We start from the raw sequence: 24170 nt of genomic DNA, 5'->3' as shown, positions 1-24170 counted from the left end.
TCCAATGAAGAAGTATATAATGATTACAGCCATCCTGCTGATGGCATCAACCACCTTATTGTATGGTCAATCCAAATTGACCTATGCTAATCTTTGGAAACAGGCCTACGATGCTGAAGAAAAAGATTTGCCTCGCACACAGATCACCATTCTTAAAAAGATTGCCCATAAAGCAGAGAAAGAAAAGAACTACGGCCAACTGCTGAAAGCCGAACTTTCAGAAGCCAAAGCCATCACCACCATCTCTGTTGACTCACTGAAGTCTGCCGTTGAACGCTTGGAGCTACGCGAGCAGAAGGCAGAAGGCAAGTGGGCGCTTCAAGCCGTCTATGATGCTGTACTCACAACGATATATGAAAACAATGCGCAGTCTTTCGACGATGCCAGACAACAAGCCGCGAGCTATCGCAAGAAGGCGCTTTCCCACCCAGACGTTTTAGCCGCCACAAAGACAACAGACTATACGCCTTTTGTCATCAAAGGGAAAGATAGCCATTTCTTCAACGACGACCTGCTGAGTATCATTGGCTACGAAACCGGTCAGACCAAGAAACTTCACAAATACTATCTGACCACGTCCAACCGCGAGGCACAGCTTCTCACGGCCATCGTTGACGCCACCCCCCGGCAGCTCGACTCGCTCATGACCTGCTATGGCGACCTGGACGTTTGTGGCGAAGCAGCCATCAGCCGCTATGAGAAGATGTCGTATGCCGATGTCGCCGAGCGCATCGCCTTCATCGACAATGCGCTGCAGCGCTGGGGCAATTGGCCACGCATGAACGAATTGCGCAATGCCCGCATGCGACTGGTCCAGGAACGGTTCTCTGTCAGTATCGACAAGCACATCACCATCCCTGACCGTGAGCAGAAGATTGCCATCCAAAATCTGAGAGGCATCAACCAGCTGTCGATGCAGATCTACAAGGTGAAAGCCGATGGAAACATCACGTTGAATCCCAACAATGTCGGTGACTATGAGAAGCTTAAGCCACTTCTCACCACAACACCTTTCAGTTGTAAGCGTCTGTATTCAGACTGGAAAGAATACGAGCTACTTAACGACTCCCTCACACTTCCTGGTCTGCCGGCAGGCATCTATCTGCTTGAGTTTTCATCGCGTCCCACCACATCTACCGCACGATTCCTCTACTTCGTCAGCAACGTCCGTTTGCTTTCGCAAAGCCAGCCCAACAACTACACGCGCTATGTGGTTGTCAACGCCACCACGGGCCAACCCATAGCTGGTGCTTCTGTCCGTCTGACTATAAACGACAAGGTCACCACACTCACCACTGGCGCAAAGGGTGAATGTTTCTATCAGTTCAAGGACGATCAGCGCGCAGAAGCATATGCTTCGACTAAGGACGACCCATTCTTTCCAAGTTCTTACTCCTACCGTCTTTATTCCTCCAAGAAAGAAACACGCGACATCAACTTTGTCGAGATCATGACCGACCGGGCCATCTATCGTCCTGGTCAGAAAGTTCACATGGCTGCCATTGCCTATCTCACCACTAAAGACAATGCCCACCGTGTGCTAAGCGGCAAAAAGCTCACAGCCTCTTTATATGATGCCAACAGCACCCTTTTGGAGGAGAAACAACTTCTCACCGATTCGTTTGGCACCGTCAGCACCGAATTTGCCCTGCCCACCAAGGGCATGACAGGTCATTATCACTTGCGTGTTGACGGCAAGAACCATTACTTCCGCGTGGAAGAATACAAGCGCCCCACGTTCCTGGTCGAGTTTCCCAAGGTGGAGCAAGACTACAAAGCTGGCGATACACTTACCATCAACGCATCGGCCAAGAACTATGCCGGCATACCTGTTCAAAACGCCAAGGTGACCTATCGCGTAGAGCGCCGTCGTGCCTGGTGGTGGTTTGCCAACATGCGCTATTGGGACACCCTGTGGTTTGGCAACCAACTGCAAGACGAGACCATCGCCACGGGCAAGGCCACGACCGATGCCAACGGCCAGTTCGAGGTCAAGCTACCACTGACGATGCCCGAAACCGAGCATCCTTTCTTCTGCAACTTCATTGTGACTGCCAACGTCACAGACATGGCTGGCGAGACACGCCACGGCGAACTCACGGTTCCTCTTGGCAATCGCAAGACTGCACTGAGCATTGACGTGGAAGACAAGATGCTGGCCGAGATGATGACACTGCCCACATTACACCTCAGAAATGCTGCTGGCAACGACCTCATACGCAAGGTTCGCTACCAGTTGGATGGCGGAAAATGGAGAACCATAGAGACCCGTGCAGCTATCAACCTGCCCCACCTGAAGAGCGGTAAGCACACACTCAAGGCTGAATACGAAGATGAGGTCGTTGAAAAGTCGTTCGTCATCTTCTCACTCAACGATACGAAGCCGGCAGAAGAGACCGACGACTGGTTCTACCTCTCCGACGAACGCTTCCCGAATGACGGCACGCCCGTCACACTCCAGATAGGCTCTTCTGCCAAAGATGTGCACATCATCTACACCATTGCAGCAGGCGACGCCATCATCGAGCAAGGCTCTGTTGACAAGTCCAACGAGCTTATCAACCGCAAGCTGACCTACAAGCCCACCTATGGCGATGGCCTGTCCCTGAGCTACGCATGGGCCAAGGAGGGGCGCGTTTACACTCACAGTTTCACCATCCTCCGCCCGATGGAAGACAAGAAACTGAAACTGCACTGGGAGACGTTCCGCGACAGGCTCACACCTGGTCAGCAAGAGGAATGGACCCTGAAGGTTGACCCTGTCGCAGCAGGAGGTACCCAACTCATGGCCACCCTGTTCGACAAGAGTCTCGACCAGCTCACCAAGCACGAATGGGGCTTCGAGCCCTTCACCAGTTTCTCTGTGCCATTCCTAAGCTGGAACTATAAGGAGGGATATAATGCTCAGAGATTTGCCACACGCAAGCTCACCCTTCTGAAAGTAGAGGATCTCAAGTTGAGCCACTTCGACAGCTCATGCTATCCCAGCATGTGGTATCCTCACGCCACGACCGTGACAAGACGTGGATTAAATCTGGCCGAAGTTCCTGTCAAAAGGACTAATGCCGACTCCGAAGTATATGAATGCCTTGAGGCTTCCGATGCTCCAATAGGCTCTTTCGGCAATGTTATTACCACCGGAAGTGCTGGTTTAAAGAAAAATACTGCCAACAATGCACAGTCAGCACAAGCCACAAGCGCTACCCCTCAAGTTTCCATGCGTGAAAACCTGCAGGAGACGGCCTTCTTCTATCCACAGCTGCTGGCAGATGCAGATGGGCGCATCTCTATGAAGTTCACTTTGCCCGAGAGTCTCACCTCATGGCGCTTCATCGGACTGGCTCATACCAAAGATATGAAATATGGACTGCTGGAGGGTGAAGCCGTGGCTAAGAAGGATGTGATGATCCAGCCCAACCTGCCCCGCTTCATTCGCATGGGCGACGAGGCCACCATCAGCGCACGCATCTTCAACACCAGCGACCACGCTGTAGAGGGCACCGCCCGACTGGAATTGCTCGATCCCGAAACGATGCAAGTTCTGCACGCCGACAGCCGTACCACTTTGGTTACGGCAAACTCCACCTTTGCCGTAACTTTCCCTTATGTTTGCCGTAACCAAAGTCAGGGTTTGGTAGTAGCAAAGTTATCCTTTGCTGGCGAAGGCTTCAGCGACGGCGAACAGCACTACCTTCCCATCCTGTCCGACAAAGAGCAGATGACCGTCACCATCCCATTCACACAGACGGTTCCTGGCACCAAGACCATTGACCTGGCTGCCATGATCCCTGCCGATGCCACACATCCCCGACTCACGTTCGAATACACCAATAATCCTGCATGGCTCATGATCCAGGCACTGCCCACCGTGGCTCATGCCAACGACCAGTGTGCCATCTGCCAAGCTGCTGCGCTCTACTCTAATACCGTGGGGCGCCACATCTTGGAGCAGAACCCGCAGGCCAAGCACCTCATTGAGGCCTGGAAGCAAGAGACTACCGACAAGACATCGCTGATGAGCGCTCTCGAGAAAAACGAAGAACTGAAGGATCTGCTACTCAGCGAGACGCCCTGGATGGCTGATGCCCGCCATGAGACCGAGCAGAAGCGCCAGCTCTCCGACTTCTTCGACAACTCACTGATGAACGCCCGCATCGCATCGGCCACCAGACAGCTCGACATGCTACAGCAGTTTGATGGCTCTTGGAGCTGGTGGCCTGGCATGAGTGGGTCGTTCTTCATCACCGTTGAGGTCTGCGAGATGCTGGTACGCCTGAACCAGATGGCAGGCGAGCAGGAAGATGTCAAGAAGATGCTGAAAGCCTCGTTCTCTTTCATGGATCAGGAAATCATCAAGATGGTCAAGGAGATGAAGCAAGACGAGAAGAAGGGTCATCGCCAGTCGTTCCCCTCCTACAAGGCGCTGCAGTATCTATACATGTCGAAGCTCAGCGGCAGAACGCTCTCTGCCAAGGTCAGCGAGGCACAAAGCTACCTCAAGAAACTACTGAAGAAAGACATCAAGCACCAAACCATCTACGAGAGAGCGCTCACAGCCATCATCCTCGAGTCGCCTGCTTACCTCAAGAGCATCAAGGAGCACACGGTTTACAAGGAGGACATGGGACGCTACTTCGACACGCCACGCGCCACTTACTCTTGGCGCGACTATCGCATTCCCTCACAGGTGGCTGTCATCGAAGCCTTGCAACGCCTGACGCCTGCCGACACAACGACGATCGACGAGATGCGCCGCTGGCTCCTGCAGCAGAAGCGTACACAGGCTTGGGACACGCCTATCAACAGCGTCAATGCCATCTATGCCTTCTTAGGTCAACAGTCTTCACAGACCTTACAGGGCAACCAGCGTTCTCAGACCGTCTTAAAAGTAGATAATCAGCTCATCGACATGCCGAAGGCCACCGCTGGCCTGGGCTACGTCAAGAGCACACAGGACTATCAGGGTGCTAAGACCTTCACCGCCGAAAAGGCCACCACTGGCACCAGTTGGGGAGCCGTCTATGCACAGTTCTTGCAGCCTGCTGCCAGCATCCAGTCGGAGGGCAGCGAGATCAGCGTGAAGCGCGAGATCATCGCCGACCAGCCCCTGAAGGTGGGCAACCGCGTAAAAGTGCGCATCATCATCAAGACTGAGCGCGATCTGGACTTCGTCGAGGTCATCGACAAGCGTGCCGCCTGCATGGAGCCCGTCAACCAACTGAGTGGCTACCGCAATGGCTACTACTGTGCGCCGAAAGACAACGCCACCTATTATTATTTCGACCGTCTGGCCAAGGGCAAGCGCGTCATCGAGACAGAATACTATATCGACCGCCCCGGCACCTACGAGACAGGCGCGCTCACCGCTGGCTGTGCCTATGCTCCCGAGTTCCGCGGCCAAACAGCATCAGAAACAATCATCGTAAAATGAAAAAGATACTGACTCTCACCTTGTTTTGCCTGACTGCATTCACCATTCAGGCACAGAAGCTGACCATCAGCAAGCAAACGATAGACGTAGGCAAGACGGCCTACGAAGTCCCCATCACTGGCACCTTTGAACTGAAGAACAAAGGGCCCAGGAGCATCGTCATCACCAATGTCAAAGCCGACTGTGGCTGCACCAAGACGGAATGGCCCAAGAGGAGCATCTCTTCGGGCGAGAAGTTCACCATCTCGATGACCTACGATGCCCGCATGCTGGGACATTTCAACAAGCAGATCGCCGTCTATTGCCGCACCAGCGGTCGCACGTCGAAGACGGAGATAAAACCTGTCTATCTGAAGATGAAAGGTGTGGTCCTGGCCGAGGCTTCTACCGAGAATATGGCTGAGAAATATCCCTACGACCTGAATGGACTGCGCGCAGACATCAACAATCTGGAGTTCGACGATGTGAACAAGGGCGACGTGCGCCAGGCAGAGTTCAACATCTACAACAACACCAGTTCGGTCATCACACCCAACATGCTTCATCTGCCTCCCTACCTCGCGGCAAAGGCCATCCCCGAGAAGCTGAGCCCTTATCGCACGGGTAAGATGATTGTAACGCTGAATAGCCAGAAGGTCTATGGCATGGGACTCACCCAGACATCCATCTATCTGGCCAGCACTCTGGGCGAGTCTATCCGTTCCGAGATTGAGATTCCCGTATCGGTGGTGTTGCTGCCCGACATGTCTAAGTTCGACGGCAACAACAAGCAGTTTGCGCCCAAGATGCAGCTGTCATCCAGCGAACTGTCACTGGATGCCAAGCACAAGAGCGGCGTCATCACCATCACCAACCAGGGACGCACCCCACTCAAGATTTCGTCCATGCAGCTCTTCACCAAGGGTGTGAAGGTGCAACTCAACAAGAGCGAGCTGCAACCTGGCGAGGTAGCCACCCTGAAAGCCAAGGTCTATCCTAACGACCTGAAGAAGGTGCGCTCTAAGCCACGTATCCTCATGATCACCAACGATCCTGACCATGCTAAAGTGGTCATCAGCATCAACTACAAATAAAGAAGACTATGGAGCACCCCGAGAACAGTTCTGAATATGCTGGCCTGCAGGTGAACAGCGGTGTGGAGCAACCCTCCATCATCAATCCTTACCTGAAGCGCAACCGCATACGCCGTCGTGAACTCACGGCCGACGAGATGGTGGAGGGCATCCTGAAAGGCGATGTCACCATTCTTTCGCAGGCCGTCACGCTGATAGAGAGCACCAATCCCGACCACCAAGCCAAGGCTCAGGAGGTGATCAACAAATGTCTGCCCTACAGCGGCAAGTCGGTGCGCATCGGCATCAGTGGCGTTCCCGGCGCCGGCAAGTCCACCTCTATCGATGAGTTTGGCATCCACCTGCTGAAGGAGAAAGGCGGTCGCCTGGCTGTGCTGGCCATCGACCCGTCGTCCGAACGCACCAAGGGAAGCATCCTGGGCGACAAGACCCGCATGGAGAAGTTGGCTGTTCATCCCGACTCCTTCATCCGTCCTAGCCCGTCGGCAGGCTCACTGGGTGGCGTGGCTCGCAAGACGCGCGAGACTATCATCCTCTGCGAGGCCGCTGGCTTCGACAAGATTTTCGTCGAGACCGTTGGCGTGGGACAGAGCGAGACAGCCTGTCACTCGATGGTCGATTTCTTCCTGCTCATCCAGGTGGCTGGCACTGGCGACGAGCTGCAAGGCATCAAGCGTGGTATCATGGAGATAAGTGATGGCATCGTCATCAACAAGTGCGATGGCGACAATGTGGACCGCTGTCAGATGGCAGCCACCAACTTCCGCAACGCACTGCACTTCTTCCCCATGCCCGAAAGTGGATGGACGCCCAAGGTACTGTGCTACAGCGGCTTCTATGGCACTGGTGTCAAGGAGGTCTGGGACATGATCTACGAGTATTTCGCCTTTGTGAAGCAGAATGGCTATTTCGACCATCGCCGCAACGAGCAGGCTAAATACTGGATGTACGAGAGCATCAACGAGCATCTGCGCCTAAGTTTCTACAACAATCCGCAGATCAAAGCACAACTCAACGCTGCCGAGCAGACGGTACTGGCCGGGCAGAAGACGTCATTCGTGGCCGCCCAGGATCTGCTCGACGATTATTTTAAATTGCTTAAAGAGTAAAGTTCAATGTTACAAGTTGAAATAGACGAAGGCAGTGGTTTCTGCTTCGGTGTGACCACCGCCATCAAGAAAGCTGAGGAGGAACTGAAAAAAGGCAAGACGCTCTACTGCCTGGGCGACATTGTCCATAATGGCATGGAGTGCGAACGACTGAAACAGATGGGCCTCATCACCATCACGCACGAGGATATGAAGCAGCTGCACGACGTGAAAGTACTATTGCGTGCACACGGTGAGCCCCCCGCCACCTACGAACTGGCGCGCCAGAACAACATCGAGATCATCGATGCCACCTGCCCGGTGGTACTGAAGTTGCAGAACCGCATCAAGCAGCAGTACGACACGGCCAAGAGCCAGATTGTCATCTTCGGCAAGAAAGGTCATGCCGAGGTGCTTGGACTTGTCGGTCAGACCGAGGGTTCGGCCTTCGTCATCGAGAATTTCGAGGAGGTGAAACAGCTTGACTTCACGCACGACATCTATCTGTATAGTCAGACCACCAAGTCGCTCGACGAGTTTCATCGCATCATCGAGTACATCCAGGAGCATATCTCGCCCGAAGCCACCTTCAAGAGCTTCGACACCATCTGCCGCTCGGTGGCCAACCGCATGCCCAACATATCGCAGTTTGCCACCCGCCACGACCTGATCCTCTTTGTCTGCGGGCGCAAGAGCTCTAATGGCAAAGTGCTGTTCAACGAGTGTCTGCGCGTGAACCCCAACTCGCACCTTATCGAAGGACCTGAAGAGATCAACTCCGAATGGCTGAAAGACATCGAGACCATTGGCATCTGTGGTGCCACCAGCACACCTAAGTGGCTCATGGAGCAGTGCCGCGATGCCCTACTAAAACTATAAATACGACTCATTATGGCTAACATACCACAAGAATTCAATTCTTTCTACCTGAAGGATGTATCGTTCATCAACCTGATGACTCGCCGCATCTTCAACGTACTCATCGTGGCTAACCCTTATGATGCCTTCATGCTTGAAGACGACGGGCGCGTCGATGAGAAAGTGTTCGACGAATATACCGAACTGGGCATGCGCTACCCACCCACCTTCACGCAGGTTTCTACCACCGAAGAGGCCAACGAGGTGCTGAAGACCACCGACATCGACCTGGTGATTTGCATGCCTGGTAATGCCGACAACGATGCCTTCACCGTGGCTCGCGAGGTGAAACAGGTTCACCCGCAGATTCCTTGCGTGGTGCTGACGCCTTTCTCACACGGCATCACACGCCGCATGCAGGATGAGGATATGTCTATCTTCGACTACGTGTTCTGCTGGTTGGGCAACACCAACCTCATCCTCTCCATCATCAAACTGATTGAGGACCAGATGAACATTGACCACGACATCCGCGAGGCCGATGTGCAGATGATTCTGCTGGTGGAGGACAATATTCGTTTCTACTCGTCTATCCTGCCCAACCTCTACAACTATATCCTGGCACAGAGCAAGCGTTTCTCGACCGAGGCGCTGAACCCCCACGCTGCAGCCCAGCGCAAGCGCGGACGCCCCAAGGTGGTGCTGGCCACCAACTACGAGGAGGCCATGTCTTTCTACCTGAAGTACAAGGACAACGTGCAGGGCGTGATCAGCGACACGCGCTTCCCCATGAAGGCATCGGTGAATCGCCTGTCGCACATGGAAGAGGGCGACCCCGAGGCCGGACTGAAACTGTTTCGCGAGATTCGCAAGCACGACGAGTTCGTGCCATTGATTCTGCAGAGCTCAGAGACCGTCAACAAGCAGAAGGCTGAGGCCGAGGGCTATGACTTCATAGACAAGAACTCTAAGAAGTTCAATGTGGATCTACGCAATCTGCTGGAGGAACATCTGGGCTTTGGCGACTTCATCTTCCGCGACCCCGAGACCAAAGAGGAGGTGATGCGCGTGCGCTCACTGAAGGAGTTGCAGGACAACATCTTCAAGATTCCTCACGACTCGCTGATGCACCACATACGCCGCAACCACATGAGCCGCTGGCTGTGTGCACGTGCCATCTTCCCCGTATCGCAGTTTCTGAAGCACGTCACCTGGCATAAGCTTCAGGATGTGGATGCCCACCGTCAGATCATCTTCGATGCCATTGTGCAATATCGTAAGATGAAGAACATTGGCGTGGTGGCCGTCTTCGACCGTGCTAAGTTCGACCGCTATGCCCACTTTGCCCGCATCGGCGATGGTTCGCTGGGCGGAAAAGGTCGTGGTTTGGCTTTTCTCGACAATATTATCAAGCGCCACCCCGAGCTCAACAAGTTCGAGAATGCGCCTGTACAGATTCCGAAGACGGTGGTGCTCTGCACCGACTTCTTCGACGAGTTCATGGACTCCAACAACCTGTGGAGCATTGCCCTGAGCGATGCCCCCGACGATGTCATCCTTCAACACTTCCTGAAGGCGCAGTTGCCCGATGCACTGATAGAGGACTTCTTCATCTTCTTCGAAGCCATCAAGAAGCCTATCGCCATCCGTTCGTCATCGCTACTCGAAGACTCTCACTATCAGCCTTTCGCTGGTATCTATTCCACCTATATGATTCCCTGGCTCGACGACAAGTACGAGATGCTGAGCATGCTGGCATGCGCCATTAAGAGTGTCTATGCCTCGGTTTACTATCGCGACTCGAAAGCCTACATGACGGCCACGCAGAACGTCATCGACCAGGAAAAGATGGCAGTCATCATCCAGGAGGTGGTGGGCCAACAGTATGGCGATCTCTACTACCCCACCTTCTCAGGTGTGCTGCGCTCGCTGAACTACTACCCCATTGGCGACGAGACGGCCGAAGAGGGCATTGCTTCACTGGCGCTGGGACTGGGAAAATACATCGTGGATGGCGGACAGACGCTGCGTGTATCGCCCTATCATCCGCACCAGATTCTGCAGACCAGCGAGATGGAGACGGCGCTACGCGACACGCAGACACGCTTCTATGCGCTCGACATGTCGCACGTAGGCACCGACTTCAAGGTCGACGACGGATTCAACATCAAGAGCCTGCGCGTGAAACAGGCCGATCAGGATGGCTCGCTGCGCTACATCGCTTCTACGTTCGACCCTATGGACCAGATCATCCGTCCCGGCATCTACGAGGGCGGACGCAAGGTCATCACCTTCGACGGTGTGCTGCAGCAGGGTGTATTCCCCCTGCCCGAGATTCTGCAACTGGCTCAGAAGTTCGGTGCCGAGGAGATGCGTCGCCCCGTAGAGATTGAGTTTGCTTGCAATCTGGACACCACTTCCACCAACCCTTCGGGCGGTGCTACTGGTTCGTTCTATCTGCTTCAGATTCGTCCTATCGTTGACTCTAAGCAGGTGCTCGACGAGGATCTGCAGAAGATTTCCGACGAGCAGTGCCTCATGCGCTCGCACAACTCGTTGGGACACGGCATCTCCGAAGATGTGGTCGATGTTGTCTATGTGAAGACCGACGAGAACTTCACGGCTTCCAACAACCCGATGATTGCTTGCGACATTGAGAAGATCAACCGCAAGTTTCTGGATGAAGGCAAGAACTACATTCTGATTGGTCCAGGCCGCTGGGGCTCCAGCGACTACTGGCTGGGCATCCCCGTGAAGTGGCCTCACATCTCGGCAGCCCGCGTCATCGTGGAGGCTGGTCTGAAGAACTATCATGTGGACCCTTCGCAGGGCACTCACTTTTTCCAGAACCTCACCTCTTTTGGTGTGGGCTACTTCACCATCAACACCTACACAGGCGATGGTGTGCTGCAAACAGACATCCTCGACGCCATGCCTGCCGTCGAAGAGACCGAATACGTACGCCACGTGCGCTTTGACCGTCCGCTCAAGATCATGATGGACGGCAAGAAGCAACAAGGACTGGCTATGCTGCCTGATAGAACCTAACAATATGCTCCTATGTTGAATCTAAACCTAACTACTACTATTCAGATGCCTGACCACTCGTTGCGTCGGGCAGTCATTGAGCTGTGCGGAAAGGTTGGAAAACCATTGCTGAAGCTCTCTACAAAAGACTATGAGGACAACGGGCTGGGACACCTTGTGCAACAGTTCGACGGACAGGCCGGACTGGTGAACATCGCCGTGTTCAACGAGCTGCAGCACACCATCACGGGTTGGCCTGGCGGAAAGCCTAATGCCGACGACAGCACTCGTCCTGAGCGTGCGCTGCCCTACCCCAAGCGCGTCATTGTGTTCTCGCCTCATCCCGACGATGATGTCATCTCGATGGGTGGCACCATTCGCCGACTCATACAGCAGAACCACGACGTACACATAGCCTATGAGACCAGCGGCAACATCGCCGTAGCCGATGAAGAGGTGCGGCTCTACATGCACTTCATCAACGGTTTCAACAAGCTCTTCGCCAATAGTGCCGACGAGGTCATCACGAACCGCTACCGCGACATCATGGGCTACATCAAACAAAAGAAGGAGGGCGACCTTGACACAGCGGAAGTGCTCACCGTCAAGAAGCTTATCCGCCGTGGCGAGGCACGCAATGCGTGTGGCTACAACGGCATCACCAAGGACCACACGCACTTTCTCGACTTGCCTTTCTATGAGAGTGGAAAGATAGAAAAGCTGCCCGTCACCGAGCGCGACGTGCACATCGTACAGAAGCTCATTGCCGACATTAAGCCTCATCAAATCTATGTTGCTGCCGACCTTGCCGACCCTCATGGTACACACCGCAAGTGTACCGATGTGGTCTTAGCAGCCATCGATCAGGAAAGACAGGCGGGAGCCGCATGGCTCAACGACTGTCGCATCTGGATGTATCGCGGAGCTTGGGCAGAATGGGATGTGGCCGACATCGAGATGTGCGTGCCCATGTCGCCTGAGGAGCTGCGTGAGAAGCGCAATGCCATTCTGCGCCATCAGAGTCAGATGGAGAGTGCGCCTTTCCTGGGCAACGACGAGCGCCTGTTCTGGCAGCGTGCCGAAGACCGCAACCGTGACACCGCCCGCCGCTACGACGAACTGGGCCTTGCCTGCTACGAAGCCATGGAAGCTTTCGTGGAATATCACTTTCCATCCGGATCCAAGTAAAAATCATCTACGGAATTTGGCACTTTAAGATAATTGTCCTATCTTTGAACTTGCATTTACAGTTACTTTTCGTAGGATATATGACAAAAAAGAGTTGCACATCAATGCAACTCTTTTTTTATGGAGTAGTGTCGATAAAGGCTTGCTCCTCTCGGATTTACCGGATAGTCAAAAGAGGAAACTTTTGACGTTGCAAAGATAGGAACAATTTCTATAAGTTCCAAATTTTTGCTATTCTTTTTATTTTTTGTTATTCATTTTACGCAGAGAATAGAACATCAACACATAACAATAGTGGCACTTTTGCATAGCAATAGTGGCAGTATTGATGTGCAATAGTGGCAGTTTTGACTTGCAAAAGTGGCACTTTTGAGTCGCATCTAGGGGCTGGAATGGAGCGATACAGGGGCTAGATTGAGTCAATACAGGGGCTAGAATGAGATTATCCAGGGGCTGGAATGGAGTATTTTAGCCCCTGGATGAAAATCAATACTTACGGAATGACACATTGAAAGCGCCAATATGAGGGTGTAAAAGCGCCTATATAAGGGTATTAAAGCGTCACTTTAAGGACACAAAAGCGCCCATGTCAGGACTCAAAAGTGGCGCTTTAAAAATGTAATGACTCCCCTCTCCCGTCGGAGAGGGGTTGGGGGTGAGGCTTCTGGGGGTGAGTCTTTTTTCTTACACCAACGGCGCAGCCTTCAACTGCTCGAGAGCTCGGCAGAGCTGATCGGGACACGAGGTGCTGCGCACACCGCAGTGGATGCCATTGAGTTTGCCGATGACGTCGTCGATATGCTGACCGATGACCAACTTGCTGACGCCCTGCAGGTTGCCATTGCATCCGCCCACAAAGAATACCTGCTGGATGATATCGTGCTCGTCGGCAGTGACGTCAATCAGTTTTGAACAAGTGCCTGTAGTCTCATAGAGGATATGTTTTGTTTTCATTGATATGCTGTTTGGTGATTCTTTTGATAATCAAGTTTGCCGGTGCAAAGGTACAAAATAAAACGGAAGAAAGGCGATTATTGTGAAAAAGGATGCACATAATTTGCATATTACAAGAAAAATACCGAAATTTGCAACACTTAAACAGATGATATGAAACATAAAGCAGGATTTGTAAACATTGTAGGAAACCCCAACGTGGGTAAGTCAACACTGATGAACCAGCTGGTGGGTGAACGCATCAGCATTGCCACCTTTAAGGCACAAACCACACGCCACCGCATTATGGGTATTGTGAACACCGACGACATGCAGATTGTGTTTTCTGACACCCCTGGTGTGCTGAAACCCAACTACAAGTTACAAGAGTCGATGCTGGCTTTCTCGGAGAGTGCGCTGACCGATGCCGACGTGCTGCTCTATGTGACCGACGTGGTGGAGAACCCCGAGAAGAACATGGAGTTTCTGGAGAAGGTGCAGAAGATGACCATCCCCGTGATTCTGCTGATCAACAAGATAGATGAGAGCGACCAGAAGACGCTGGGCGACATTGTCACGAAGTGGCACTCGCTACTGCCCAACGCAGAGATACTGCCCATTTCGGCCAAGAACAAGTTTGGCACCGACATCCTGCTGAAACGCATCCAGGAGTTGCTGCCCGAAAGTCCGGCCTTCTTCGACAAAGACCAGTTGACCGACAAGCCAGCCCGCTTCTTTGTCAGCGAGATTATCCGCGAGAAGATTCTGCTGTACTACGACAAGGAGATACCCTACTCGGTGGAGGTAGTGGTGGAGCGTTTCAAGGAGGACGATCGTCAGATACACATCAACGCCGTGATCTACGTGGAGCGCGACTCGCAGAAGGGCATCATCATTGGCCATCAGGGCGTGGCACTGAAGAAGGTATCTACAGAAGCCCGCAAGACGCTGGAGAAGTTCTTCGACAAACATATCTTCCTGGAGATTTTTGTCAAGGTAGATAAGGACTGGCGCTCGTCGAAAAAGGAACTTGATAATTTTGGGTATAATCCTGAATAACAATAAGAAATATTCCGAAGCACGACGTGTTTCGGAATATTTTTCGTATCTTTGGCTTCACCGAACTTACTCAGCACTCGGAAATGAAAAGAAAAGCAAGCTTTCCTTTTGCATTTCACTCGTTTTTTCGTAACTTTGCACCCAAATAATACGTATTATGGGAAATTTAGTAGCTATTGTAGGACGTCCCAATGTGGGAAAGTCCACTTTGTTTAATAGACTGACTAACAGTCGACAGGCTATCGTGAGCGACGAGGCCGGCACTACACGCGACCGTCAGTATGGTAAGTGTGAGTGGTGCGGACGCGAGTTCTCGGTAGTAGATACCGGCGGTTGGGTAGTCAACAGCGATGACGTTTTTGAAGAAGAGATTCGCAAGCAGGTGCTGGTGGCCACCGAAGAGGCTGACCTGGTGCTGTTCCTTTGCGACATTAAAAACGGCGTGACAGACTGGGACATGGATGTGGCTCAGATTCTGCGCCGTGCCAAGCTGCCAGTGATACTGGTGGCCAACAAGGCCGACGATGGTAAAGACCTGTACGGCCAGTACGACTTCTACAAGTTGGGCCTTGGCGATCCCTACTGCATCAGCGCTGCCACGGGTAGCGGTACGGGCGACCTGCTGGACAAGGTGCTGGAGGCACTGCCCGAGAAGCAGAAGGACGAGGCTGAAGACGGCATCCCCCGCTTTGCGGTGGTTGGTCGTCCAAACGCTGGTAAGTCGAGCATCATCAACGCCTTTATCGGCGAAGACCGTCACATCGTGACCGACATTGCCGGCACGACACGTGACTCTATCTATACTCGTTACGACAAGTTCGGATTCGACTTCTACCTGGTGGACACCGCCGGTATCCGTCGTAAGAACAAGGTGTCTGAGGACTTGGAGTTCTACAGCGTGATGCGCTCTATCCGCGCCATTGAGAACAGTGATGTGTGCATCCTGATGATCGACGCCACCCGTGGTATCGAGGCTCAGGACATGAACATCTTCCAGCTGATTCAGAAGAACAATAAGAGCCTGGTAGTGGTGGTCAACAAGTGGGACTTGGTAGAAGAGAAATCACAGGTGGTCATCGACACCTTCGAGCAGGCCATCCGCAAGCGCATGGCTCCATTCGTTGATTTCCCCATTATCTTTGCCTCGGCACTGACCAAGCAGCGCATCTTCAAGGTGCTGGAGACAGCCAAGGAGGTGTACCTGAACCGCAAGGTGAAGATTGGCACCTCGAAGTTGAACGAGGTGATGCTGCCCATCGTGGAAGCCACACCCCCACCCTCAATCAAGGGTAAGTATATCAAGATTAAGTACGTATCGCAGGTGCCCGACACACAGATACCTACGTTTATCTTCTACGCCAACCTGCCACAATACATCAAGGAGCCCTACAAGCGCTTCCTGGAGAACAAGATTCGTGAGAACTGGACGCTGACAGGTTCGCCTATCAACGTGTTTGTGCGACAGAAATAAACGCTGATGAAGAAAACGATATTTGCGATTGTCACACTGGTGCTGGTCTTCGCAGGCTGTAGCAAAGAGCTGACGCCTGAGGAAAAAGCGCAGGAGGCAGCACTGGCCTACTATAACAGTCTGCTGGCAGGCGACTACGCTGCATTCCTGGGCGGACGTGCCAACACAGACAGTCTGCCCGACAGCTATCGCGAAGGACTGCTGAAGATCTACCAGCAGTTTCTGGTCAGACAGCAGGAGGAGCATGGCGGCGTGGTCAGCATCGAGGCAAACCGCGCCTGCATGGACTCCACACTCAATGTCATGCAGGTATTCATGAACCTCAACTTCGCCGACTCTACCAAGGAAGAGATCGTGGTTCCGATGGTAGAGCACGACGGAGAGTGGAAGATGAAATAAGAATATTTTTTAGCAATAAAGGATAATGATACAATCAATGACGGGCTACGGCAAGGCAGTCGTAGCATTCAAAGACAAAAAAATCACTGCCGAAATAAAATCACTCAACTCCAAGCAATTGGATTTGACCACACGCATCACCCCACTCTATCGCGAGAAGGAGATGGAGATACGCCAGATGATTGCCGCCCAGCTGGAACGCGGTAAGGTGGACTTCGCACTCTGGATAGAGAAGAACGCCGGCGTGGACGCCACACCTATCAACACCGCACTGGTGGAGAACTACTACCACCAACTGAAGAGCGTGGCAGAGAAGGTGGGCATACCCGAACCAACCGACTGGCTCTACACGCTGACCCGCATGCCCGACGTGCTGACAAAGACCGAACAGGAGGTGCTCAGCGACGAGGAATGGGTGGCTGCACGCCAGGCCGTAGAGAGTGCCATTGCTGCGCTGGTTGACTTCCGCAAGCAGGAGGGTGCCGCACTGGAGAAGAAGTTCACCGAGAAGGTGGACAACATTGAGCGTCTGCTGGCCGAGATTGAGCCCTACGAGAAGAGCCGCGTAGAGAAGATTCGTCAGCGCATCGTGGAAGGCCTGCAGCAGATTCCCGGCGTGGAGTACGACAAGAACCGCCTGGAGCAAGAGCTCATCTACTACATCGAGAAGCTGGACATCAGCGAGGAGAAGCAGCGTCTGACCAACCACCTGAAATACTTCCGCGAGACCATGGCTAACGGTCACGGTCAGGGCAAGAAGCTGGGCTTCATTGCTCAGGAGATGGGTCGCGAGATCAACACCACCGGTTCGAAGTCTAATCAGGCCGAGATGCAAAACATCGTGGTACAGATGAAAGACGAACTGGAGCAGATCAAGGAGCAGGTGCTGAATGCGCTGTAAAACCTCCCCCGGCCCCTCCCAAGGAGGGGGGTGCCTAACGGGCACCGGTAGAAGGGATACCATCATTAGATAATGAAGTATGAATGATCTTGTTGATTCACAACATAGAGAAGAGGATATCAATACGCTAGGTGCTCCTCTCCCTGAGAAGGAGCGAGGGAGGTTCCGATACGAGACGACAGATGGTTCTACCTATAAACTACTGCTGAGAAATGCCAAAAGCAATCGTCGGCATATGACTCCCGCAGAGTCGGCGTTATGGGAATATCTCAGACACAAGAATCTAGGCGTGCGATTCAGACGGCAACATCCAATTTATGGTTATATTCCAGATTTTGTTTGTTTAGAGAAACAACTTGTTGTCGAGGTTGATGGAGGCTATCATTATATTGGTGACCATCCCATGAACGATGAAGAACGCACGAGATACCTAAACCAATATGGTTTTGAGGTGATACGCTTCACTAATGAGGAGGTTATTTGTAACATAGAGAAGGTAATAGATACCATAAAACAGGCAATAAACAATCAATGAACAATAAAACAACAACATCAGGAAATCCGCAAGGCGCTCCCCTCCTTGGGAGGGGTCGGGGGAGGTTGTTAATTTTGAGTGCCCCCTCCGGCAGCGGCAAATCAACCATCGTGCAGTGGCTGATGAAGGAGCATCCTGAGCTGAAATTGTATTTTTCAATCTCTTGCACCTCGCGTGCACCTCGTGGCACTGAGCAGAATGGTGTGGAATACTTCTTCCTGACACCCGAGGAGTTTAAGTCGAAGATTCAGAACGATGAGTTTCTGGAGTATGAGGAGGTATATCAAGATCGCTTCTACGGCACCTTGAAGCAGCAGGTGGAGCGCCAACGCGAGGCCGGACAGAACGTGGTGTTCGACGTTGACGTGAAAGGTGGCATCAACATCAAGAAGTTCTATGGCGAAGAGGCACTCAGCCTGTTCATTCAGCCACCCTCGGTAGAGGAACTGCGCCGCCGCCTGGAAGGTCGTGCCACGGATACACCCGAGGCTATTGCCGAACGACTGGCAAAGGCTGAATACGAAATGACGTTTGCGCCCCAGTTTGACCATATCATCGTGAACGACGACCTGGAAAAGGCCAAGCAGGAGACACTGGAAATCATAGCAAGATTCCTAAACGCGCCCGAACTCATCTAAGAGACAAAGGGACTGCAAACGGAATCAGGGGGTTGAGGAAATGGAAAGCGAAAGTCACACATACCCACAAGGCGCTCCCCTCCTTGGGAGGGGCCGGGGGAGGTCCATCGGCCTCTTCGGCGGTTCGTTCAACCCCATACACATAGGCCATATCTCGTTGGCCAAACAGCTGAAGCAACTGGCTGAGCTCGACGAGATATGGTTTATGGTTTCTCCACAAAACCCACTGAAGGAAAGCAGCGACCTGCTCGACGAAAAGCTGCGCTTTGAAATGACAGAAGTAGCCCTTCTCGGTGAAGAAGGACTTAAGGCCTGCGACTATGAGTTCCACATGCCCAGGCCTTCTTACACATGGAACACACTGCAACAACTCAGTAAGGACTTCCCAGAGCACACCTTTATATTATTAATAGGTGGCGACAACTGGCAGAATTTCCATCGCTGGTACAGAGCCGATGACATTCTTAACAACCATCGGATAGTGGTCTATCCCCGACGCGGCTGCGAGATTGACACAGCTTCGCTGCCAGCCAACGTGAGCGTAGCCAATACAGAGTTGCTCGACATCTCGAGCACCGAAATACGCGGACGAGTAAAACGAAACGAGTCTTTAGAAACTTGCGTACCAAAGGTTATCGAACCCTTGGTACGCAAGCTTTACAGGTAGTTAATCTTGATAATACCGCTATCGGCAATTTTCTGGAGGTCTGGCAACAAATAGACAGTCTGCCGTTCATCATCGCTGACAATATTGAAAGGCAAATCACGAAAGACCTCAGACAACGGACCATTCTTCTTAGTTCTGATGAGTGTGGCTTTCAAGCGCTCGACACCGCGGATTGCCAACGGTTCTTTCAGTGACGTGATGATAGCATTCTCTACTTTTTTCTTTGCCACACGACACGACACTACGAAATCAGTGATACTCCCTTCGCTGCCCTCTATCTGTAATGACAGGAAGGAAATAATGCCATAGTCACCAAACTTGTCTTTGCAGCCGAAAGCAAAAGCAACCACATCATTCCGTTTCAACAATTGCTGAAACTCATCTTCTGTATACCGATTGGTTGTCAAGTTCAACTGATTACTCCTTGACACTAGCTCAAAACAGCGTTGCTGATTCTGTGGGCCTACAGCATAGACCTCCAATGTCATTCCAAGATTTCTTAAATAGGCTTCATAATTGTCTGAGAAGCTTTCCGCAAATTGCTTCCGCGACACTTCTTGCATATAGGAAAGTCTGCGCTTTTTGCTCAATTCGCTGACGGGCACGTTGAATTCGTCGCGTTTCAACAACTGTTGCAGATTCTTTTCGTCGTAAACTCGCACCATGGGGAGCGCTGTTTTTACCTCTTCACGCTCTCTGACGTTGTCGTCGATAAAAGCAAAAGAACTGATGCCTAAGTTCAACCGCTTGGCAATCTCCTTGATATTGAGGCTTTTCTGCCCCCAGTTGATAGCAGGACACAGGAAATACTCGTCGATGCCCAGTTCCTTGAGTTTGTCGAATGCCGGCTGATAGTCGTTCTTGCTGGCTATCGAATTCAAGATGCCACGCTGGTCGAGCTGTCTGACAACGCTAAGGGCCTCGTCGTTGAGCACGACATTGCTATCATTTACCAACGTGCCTTTCCAGAGCGTATTATCCAAATCCCATACAACGACCTTTATTTTTTCTGCAGGTTTCTCTTCCTCAGCTGACTTCTGCGTCTTCAACCTGAACAGGTCCAGCCATGTGAAAACAATGGTGGTGTCGGTCTCTTCGTTCATCGGGGTGATGAATATGCGTGTTTCGGGCACATTGAATTCAATGGATGATATATCAACAGAAAGTTGGTTATCGCCTTTCTTCAGAGTAAACATTTGCGAGAAAAGGACTTTCTCGGGCTGGTCGATCTGTACCATTAGCTGCACCTGCTCCTTATCTCTCAGCTCACAGTCCATATAAAGCAGGTCAAACTTTTCGTTCTTCACGCAACAGGTGGTGAGCCAATGATTTTTGTAACGGTTAAACCGGGAATAGGGGGCATAGCTTGGCAGTAGTCCTCTCATGGCATGTGCCACTGCGAACACCATCTTCGACAAGCATTCATTGAGTTTGTCTGCCCTCCTGTAGACCATATCGCGAACGGGATGAGAGGCATACATAGCTTCGAGCTTAGCCCATTTCCTGAAAGTGCAGACAGCCGCATAAGGTAGAGAACCAGTCGATTCATAGCTTTTGCGGATGCCTCCCTGCATTCTGACGCAACGGTTGTCCTTACGCCGCTGGTAGTTTACACAGTGATGATAACAGTAAGGGGGACTACACTCTACGCAATGTTCCTCCCACATGAGCAGACAGCGGCTTTCATAATCGAAAGGCAGTTTGTGGGGTTTAGGCGAAATCCCTTTTTTAGGTTTATCTGTTGCAAATACGGTTTCAAACATGTTGAAATTCCTTCCTAAAGTGTTTCAAAAGAATATCCTTTTATTGTGCAATGCTCCAATATTGCAGGCAGCAACAGCCTTGTCCTCTGTTCGTGCTCTTTCGAGAAATGGAAGAGGACGATACCTTGCCCCTTGGCTGTATGAGCATCGATATCGGCCAGTATGCTGGTTAACTCAACGTCAGGACGCACGTCGCCTGACTCGACATCCCAAAGCACTATTCGCTTTTTCCTCAGGAGAAACATTTCCCAGAAGTTAAGAATACCCCATGGGGGTCTGAACAGGATTGTGCTAGTGGACAATATCTCATCACATTTTCTCACGTCGTCAGCATAGTGTCGCGGTTCTGTTTCCGGGCCATACAGGTGGGAGTAGGTATGATTGCCAACGGCATGCCCCTCAGCCATCAGTCTGTCGTAAAGATCAGGATGGGCCGCCACATTACAGCCACAGCAGAAAAAGGTGGCTTTTGCTTGATGAAGAGCCAGCTGTTCAAGAACGAATTCGGTGATGCCAGGCTCCGGACCGTCATCGAAGGTCAAGAAGACTGTCTTCGTCCCGGTATTGACGGGATGGTATGCAAGGAAGCTCTTGACGATGCCGAAGTACATATCGGTCTTGAAGTGCTTGAAAGAATCCAGTCGCATGAATTATTGCATTGTGTTAATCAAATTTCGAGTGGCCCATCCAAATGCCTATGCGGTTGCCTACAGCCGACGTAATGCGCCTGAAGTTGCCCTTCTTCAAGTTGAGCCACAGTTCTTCTAAGGAGCGTCCCATCTTCACCCAAGGATGTCCCCACCCCATCGTGCGGAAGGCCCGCTGCTTGTACTCCACGTTCTCTATCACATACTTCGGGTGCCGCAGAGGAAACGCCAGTTCATGGTGGCGCATGGTGAAGATGCGTCTCAGTCCGCTCGGAATGGTATCGTTGCTGCCGGAATAATGTGTGCCCTCGTCGGTAGCGCCTGCATTAGAGATCATGTTAACACGAGGTATGATGCTCAGCCCCGAGTTAAAGAACATAGATGCGTGGAAGAGCGTCTCGTAGTAAGCCTTGCCCAACGAACGGTGATAGCGGCAGAACTTCACGAAGTCTTTCTGATACTTGCGTTCCTTGATGAGCGCCTCCAGCTGGTGCATGTTGAACTTGTCGTCAAGGAAGGCATAATGTTCATCGTCCCACTGATCAACGACACGTCGCCAAGTGGCCCAGCCGTTGATGCTGAAGGTGGTGGTGAAGAAATAGTCGTAAGGCATGTCGGGTGTCTGCTCGTCGTAGTTCATACCCGTGATGATGCTGATGCGCTGGTCATTCTCGTAGCGATCAAGCATCTCCTTACAAAAGGGGAAAAACGAGAGTGAGGGACAGTCGTCATCCTCGAACTTGATACATTTGTCATAGAGCGAGAAGGCCCATTTCACCGACAGATAGTTGGAGGGATCGCATCCGCGGTTCACCTCGCTATAGTTACGATGAACAGTGCAGTGCCAGTCTATGGATGCATCGGCCACAATCTCCCGACACTGCATCATTTTCTCCATATCAGCCTCGTTGCGCGGACCGTCCTGATACAGCAATAGCTTGGAAGGGCGTGCCTTCTTAATCTGTTCGAACAGGCGCTGAAGCATGTCGGGTCTGTTGAAAAACAGAACCAGCACTGCAATATCAGTCTTGGCTGAATAGTACTCCATGATATTTCTGTAAGAATTAGTAGGTGCAAAAGTACAAATAATATTTTGAACTTCAAACAAATTATTGTACTTTTGCACGTCAAATCTCATCAATAAAGATATCGGGAACCTTCATATGACCACATCGTTTAGAGATAAACTGACCATACTCTGCCAATACGCAGAAGAATACTGGTTAGAACATTGGGGCTATCGACTGATGCCCACCAGGCAAAAGCGTTTCATCAAGTCACTCAAGAACCGCAAGACCATACGTGTGGCTTTCTTTGCCCTCGACATCGCCATGTGGAAGTATCAGGGACTGTACCGCCAACTGGAGGCCGACAAGCGATTTGAGCTGCACATCATCCTGTCGCCTACCATCAATCATGATCGGAAGCAGCAGCTAGACAATCTCGAGAAGATGCGTGCCTTCTTCACTGAGCATGGGATGGCCTACCACGACTGGCGTCTGGAAGACAACGAGCCGCCATTGGATGTGCGACACGAAATCAACCCAGACATCGTGTTCTACCCCCAGCCTTATCATGGTGTGTTCCATCCCAAACATTGTTTTCTGAAGTTCACCGACAGATTGATTGCGTATTATCCATACTGTTATCTTCAGGCCTCTACGGCCTATAACTACGATGGACCTTTCCAGAATATTGCATGGAAACTGTTCTACTTCGACCGTTATAGCTTGCAAGATGCTCAGCACTTTGCAAAGAACAAAGCACGCAATGCGGTCGTTACGGGCTATCCGAGTTCTGATATCTTCATGCGAAACGAGCCATCTACGGCCTGGCACGACGAACATCACCGGCGTAAACATCTCATCTGGGCTCCTCACTTCTCTCTGGCCAACGAAGGAACCTCGTTCTCACGATCAAACTTCCTGAATCTTTGCGACTTCATGGTGGAACTGGCCGAGCGCAACCAGGACCGACTGCAGATAGCGTTCAAGCCTCATCCCAGTCTCTATCGCGAGCTTTGCAAACATCCGGAATGGGGACAGGAGCGTGCAGATGCCTACTACCAGAAATGGGCCACGATGCCCAACACGCAGTTGGAAACTGGCGACTTCGTGGATCTCTTCCGCGGTTCAGACGCCATGGTCCACGACAGCGGTTCGTTTGTCATTGACTATCTGTACTTCAACAAGCCCGTCATGTTTATCAGCAGGGACGTCAGCCTGATTAAGAGAGAGGTGAGCAAGCTCAGCCAAATGGCCTACGACGAGCATTACATCGGAAAAGATCAGGACGACATTCAAAGATTCGTTGAAGAGGTGGTACTGGCTGGCAACGACACCAAACGAGAGGAGCGCACAGAGTTCCTGCAAAAGACGCTGCTCCCAGGCAACGGCAAGAGCGTTGCAGAGAACACCTATGAAGAAATCATTCGTTCGCTGGGACTTCAATAGACAGCGAATGATGCTTTGTTTTTTTTCTTTTTAGGGTTT

Annotated in this window: 17 protein-coding genes and 1 pseudogene; 14 read left to right on the top strand and 4 right to left on the bottom strand. The window is 51.9% G+C overall.

All coding sequences use genetic code 11. From position 1 onward, the window contains the following. Nucleotides 1–4: 4 nt before the first annotated feature. From T433_RS0101680 to T433_RS14340, 6 genes and pseudogenes are all read left to right on the top strand, one after another. A complete protein-coding gene (locus T433_RS0101680; RefSeq protein ID WP_027454606.1) occupies nucleotides 5–5431 on the top strand; it encodes an alpha-2-macroglobulin family protein in 5427 nt (1808 codons plus the stop codon). Next, the gene (locus tag T433_RS0101675) at nucleotides 5428–6504 is read left to right on the top strand and encodes a DUF1573 domain-containing protein (protein ID WP_027454605.1); all 1077 of its coding nucleotides are present in this window, start codon (nucleotides 5428–5430) and stop codon (nucleotides 6502–6504) included. The genes T433_RS0101680 and T433_RS0101675 overlap by 4 nt, the downstream gene beginning before the upstream one ends. Before the next feature lie 8 nt (nucleotides 6505–6512). Then, nucleotides 6513–7613, top strand: coding sequence for a methylmalonyl Co-A mutase-associated GTPase MeaB (gene meaB / locus T433_RS0101670; RefSeq protein ID WP_027454604.1), 1101 nt, complete (start codon nucleotides 6513–6515; stop codon nucleotides 7611–7613). 6 nt (nucleotides 7614–7619) lie between these two features. Further along, a complete protein-coding gene (locus T433_RS0101665) occupies nucleotides 7620–8471 on the top strand; it encodes a 4-hydroxy-3-methylbut-2-enyl diphosphate reductase (RefSeq protein ID WP_027454603.1) in 852 nt (283 codons plus the stop codon). Between the two features lie 12 nt (nucleotides 8472–8483). Beyond that, nucleotides 8484–11498, top strand: a complete 3015-nt coding sequence (locus tag T433_RS0101660; protein ID WP_027454602.1) for a PEP/pyruvate-binding domain-containing protein — start codon at nucleotides 8484–8486, stop codon at nucleotides 11496–11498. A gap of 27 nt (nucleotides 11499–11525) precedes the next feature. Next, a pseudogene (locus T433_RS14340) lies at nucleotides 11526–12665 on the top strand (PIG-L family deacetylase); the annotation flags it as partial. Nucleotides 12666–13349: 684 nt separating this feature from the next. Here T433_RS14340 and T433_RS0101650 read toward each other — a convergent pair. Beyond that, complete coding sequence (locus T433_RS0101650; protein ID WP_027454601.1) at nucleotides 13350–13619, bottom strand: TIGR03905 family TSCPD domain-containing protein; 270 nt, start codon at nucleotides 13617–13619, stop codon at nucleotides 13350–13352. A gap of 153 nt (nucleotides 13620–13772) precedes the next feature. Here T433_RS0101650 and era point away from each other — a divergent pair, with 153 nt between their 5' ends. From era to nadD, 7 genes are all read left to right on the top strand, one after another. Beyond that, a complete protein-coding gene (era, locus tag T433_RS0101645; RefSeq protein WP_027454600.1) occupies nucleotides 13773–14657 on the top strand; it encodes a GTPase Era in 885 nt (294 codons plus the stop codon). A 157-nt stretch (nucleotides 14658–14814) separates the two neighbouring features. Further along, nucleotides 14815–16128 (top strand): ribosome biogenesis GTPase Der, encoded by a 1314-nt coding sequence (der, locus tag T433_RS0101640; RefSeq protein WP_027454599.1) that lies wholly within the window; start codon nucleotides 14815–14817, stop codon nucleotides 16126–16128. A gap of 6 nt (nucleotides 16129–16134) precedes the next feature. Next, a complete protein-coding gene (locus tag T433_RS0101635; RefSeq protein ID WP_027454598.1) occupies nucleotides 16135–16527 on the top strand; it encodes a hypothetical protein in 393 nt (130 codons plus the stop codon). Nucleotides 16528–16552: 25 nt separating this feature from the next. Beyond that, nucleotides 16553–17428, top strand: coding sequence for a YicC/YloC family endoribonuclease (locus tag T433_RS0101630; protein ID WP_027454597.1), 876 nt, complete (start codon nucleotides 16553–16555; stop codon nucleotides 17426–17428). 79 nt (nucleotides 17429–17507) lie between these two features. Next, nucleotides 17508–17963, top strand: coding sequence for a DUF559 domain-containing protein (locus T433_RS16960; protein ID WP_044108997.1), 456 nt, complete (start codon nucleotides 17508–17510; stop codon nucleotides 17961–17963). 74 nt (nucleotides 17964–18037) lie between these two features. After that, complete coding sequence (gene gmk, locus T433_RS16955; RefSeq protein WP_345938754.1) at nucleotides 18038–18601, top strand: guanylate kinase; 564 nt, start codon at nucleotides 18038–18040, stop codon at nucleotides 18599–18601. A 40-nt stretch (nucleotides 18602–18641) separates the two neighbouring features. Beyond that, nucleotides 18642–19268, top strand: coding sequence for a nicotinate (nicotinamide) nucleotide adenylyltransferase (gene nadD / locus T433_RS0101615; protein WP_044108995.1), 627 nt, complete (start codon nucleotides 18642–18644; stop codon nucleotides 19266–19268). Here the strand turns inward: nadD and T433_RS15745 are convergent. The 3 genes from T433_RS15745 to T433_RS0101600 all read right to left on the bottom strand — a co-directional run bounded on the left by T433_RS15745 (nucleotide 19259) and on the right by T433_RS0101600 (nucleotide 22726). Further along, nucleotides 19259–20935, bottom strand: a complete 1677-nt coding sequence (locus T433_RS15745) for an HAD-IIIC family phosphatase (RefSeq protein ID WP_162164155.1) — start codon at nucleotides 20933–20935, stop codon at nucleotides 19259–19261. The genes nadD and T433_RS15745 overlap by 10 nt on opposite strands. 110 nt (nucleotides 20936–21045) lie before the next feature. Then, nucleotides 21046–21678, bottom strand: a complete 633-nt coding sequence (locus tag T433_RS0101605) for a polysaccharide deacetylase family protein (protein ID WP_081778307.1) — start codon at nucleotides 21676–21678, stop codon at nucleotides 21046–21048. A 16-nt stretch (nucleotides 21679–21694) separates the two neighbouring features. Continuing rightward, nucleotides 21695–22726, bottom strand: coding sequence for a hypothetical protein (locus T433_RS0101600; RefSeq protein WP_027454592.1), 1032 nt, complete (start codon nucleotides 22724–22726; stop codon nucleotides 21695–21697). A 115-nt stretch (nucleotides 22727–22841) separates the two neighbouring features. Between T433_RS0101600 and T433_RS0101595 the strand changes: the two genes are divergently transcribed. Further along, a complete protein-coding gene (locus T433_RS0101595) occupies nucleotides 22842–24131 on the top strand; it encodes a CDP-glycerol glycerophosphotransferase family protein (RefSeq protein ID WP_155808261.1) in 1290 nt (429 codons plus the stop codon). The last annotated feature ends 39 nt before the right edge of the window (nucleotides 24132–24170 follow it).

Origin of the sequence: Xylanibacter brevis ATCC 19188, from assembly GCF_000621725.1 — a bacterium.
In the GTDB taxonomy this organism is placed as follows: domain Bacteria; phylum Bacteroidota; class Bacteroidia; order Bacteroidales; family Bacteroidaceae; genus Prevotella; species Prevotella brevis.
Note: the sequence above shows the minus strand (reverse complement) of the source record. Positions and strands in the feature narration are given on the sequence as shown.

Coding starts and splice junctions, on each gene's coding strand:
- T433_RS15745 (WP_162164155.1), bottom strand. CDS start 20,935: ATGTGGGAGGAACATTGCGTAGAGTGTAGTCCCCCTTACTGTTATCAT.
- T433_RS0101635 (WP_027454598.1), top strand. CDS start 16,135: ATGAAGAAAACGATATTTGCGATTGTCACACTGGTGCTGGTCTTCGCA.
- T433_RS0101665 (WP_027454603.1), top strand. CDS start 7,620: ATGTTACAAGTTGAAATAGACGAAGGCAGTGGTTTCTGCTTCGGTGTG.
- T433_RS0101630 (WP_027454597.1), top strand. CDS start 16,553: ATGATACAATCAATGACGGGCTACGGCAAGGCAGTCGTAGCATTCAAA.
- T433_RS0101660 (WP_027454602.1), top strand. CDS start 8,484: ATGGCTAACATACCACAAGAATTCAATTCTTTCTACCTGAAGGATGTA.
- T433_RS0101680 (WP_027454606.1), top strand. CDS start 5: ATGAAGAAGTATATAATGATTACAGCCATCCTGCTGATGGCATCAACC.
- T433_RS16960 (WP_044108997.1), top strand. CDS start 17,508: ATGAATGATCTTGTTGATTCACAACATAGAGAAGAGGATATCAATACG.
- meaB (WP_027454604.1), top strand. CDS start 6,513: ATGGAGCACCCCGAGAACAGTTCTGAATATGCTGGCCTGCAGGTGAAC.
- nadD (WP_044108995.1), top strand. CDS start 18,642: ATGGAAAGCGAAAGTCACACATACCCACAAGGCGCTCCCCTCCTTGGG.
- T433_RS0101605 (WP_081778307.1), bottom strand. CDS start 21,678: ATGCGACTGGATTCTTTCAAGCACTTCAAGACCGATATGTACTTCGGC.
- era (WP_027454600.1), top strand. CDS start 13,773: ATGAAACATAAAGCAGGATTTGTAAACATTGTAGGAAACCCCAACGTG.
- T433_RS0101675 (WP_027454605.1), top strand. CDS start 5,428: ATGAAAAAGATACTGACTCTCACCTTGTTTTGCCTGACTGCATTCACC.
- der (WP_027454599.1), top strand. CDS start 14,815: ATGGGAAATTTAGTAGCTATTGTAGGACGTCCCAATGTGGGAAAGTCC.
- T433_RS0101600 (WP_027454592.1), bottom strand. CDS start 22,726: ATGGAGTACTATTCAGCCAAGACTGATATTGCAGTGCTGGTTCTGTTT.
- T433_RS0101650 (WP_027454601.1), bottom strand. CDS start 13,619: ATGAAAACAAAACATATCCTCTATGAGACTACAGGCACTTGTTCAAAA.
- T433_RS0101595 (WP_155808261.1), top strand. CDS start 22,842: ATGACCACATCGTTTAGAGATAAACTGACCATACTCTGCCAATACGCA.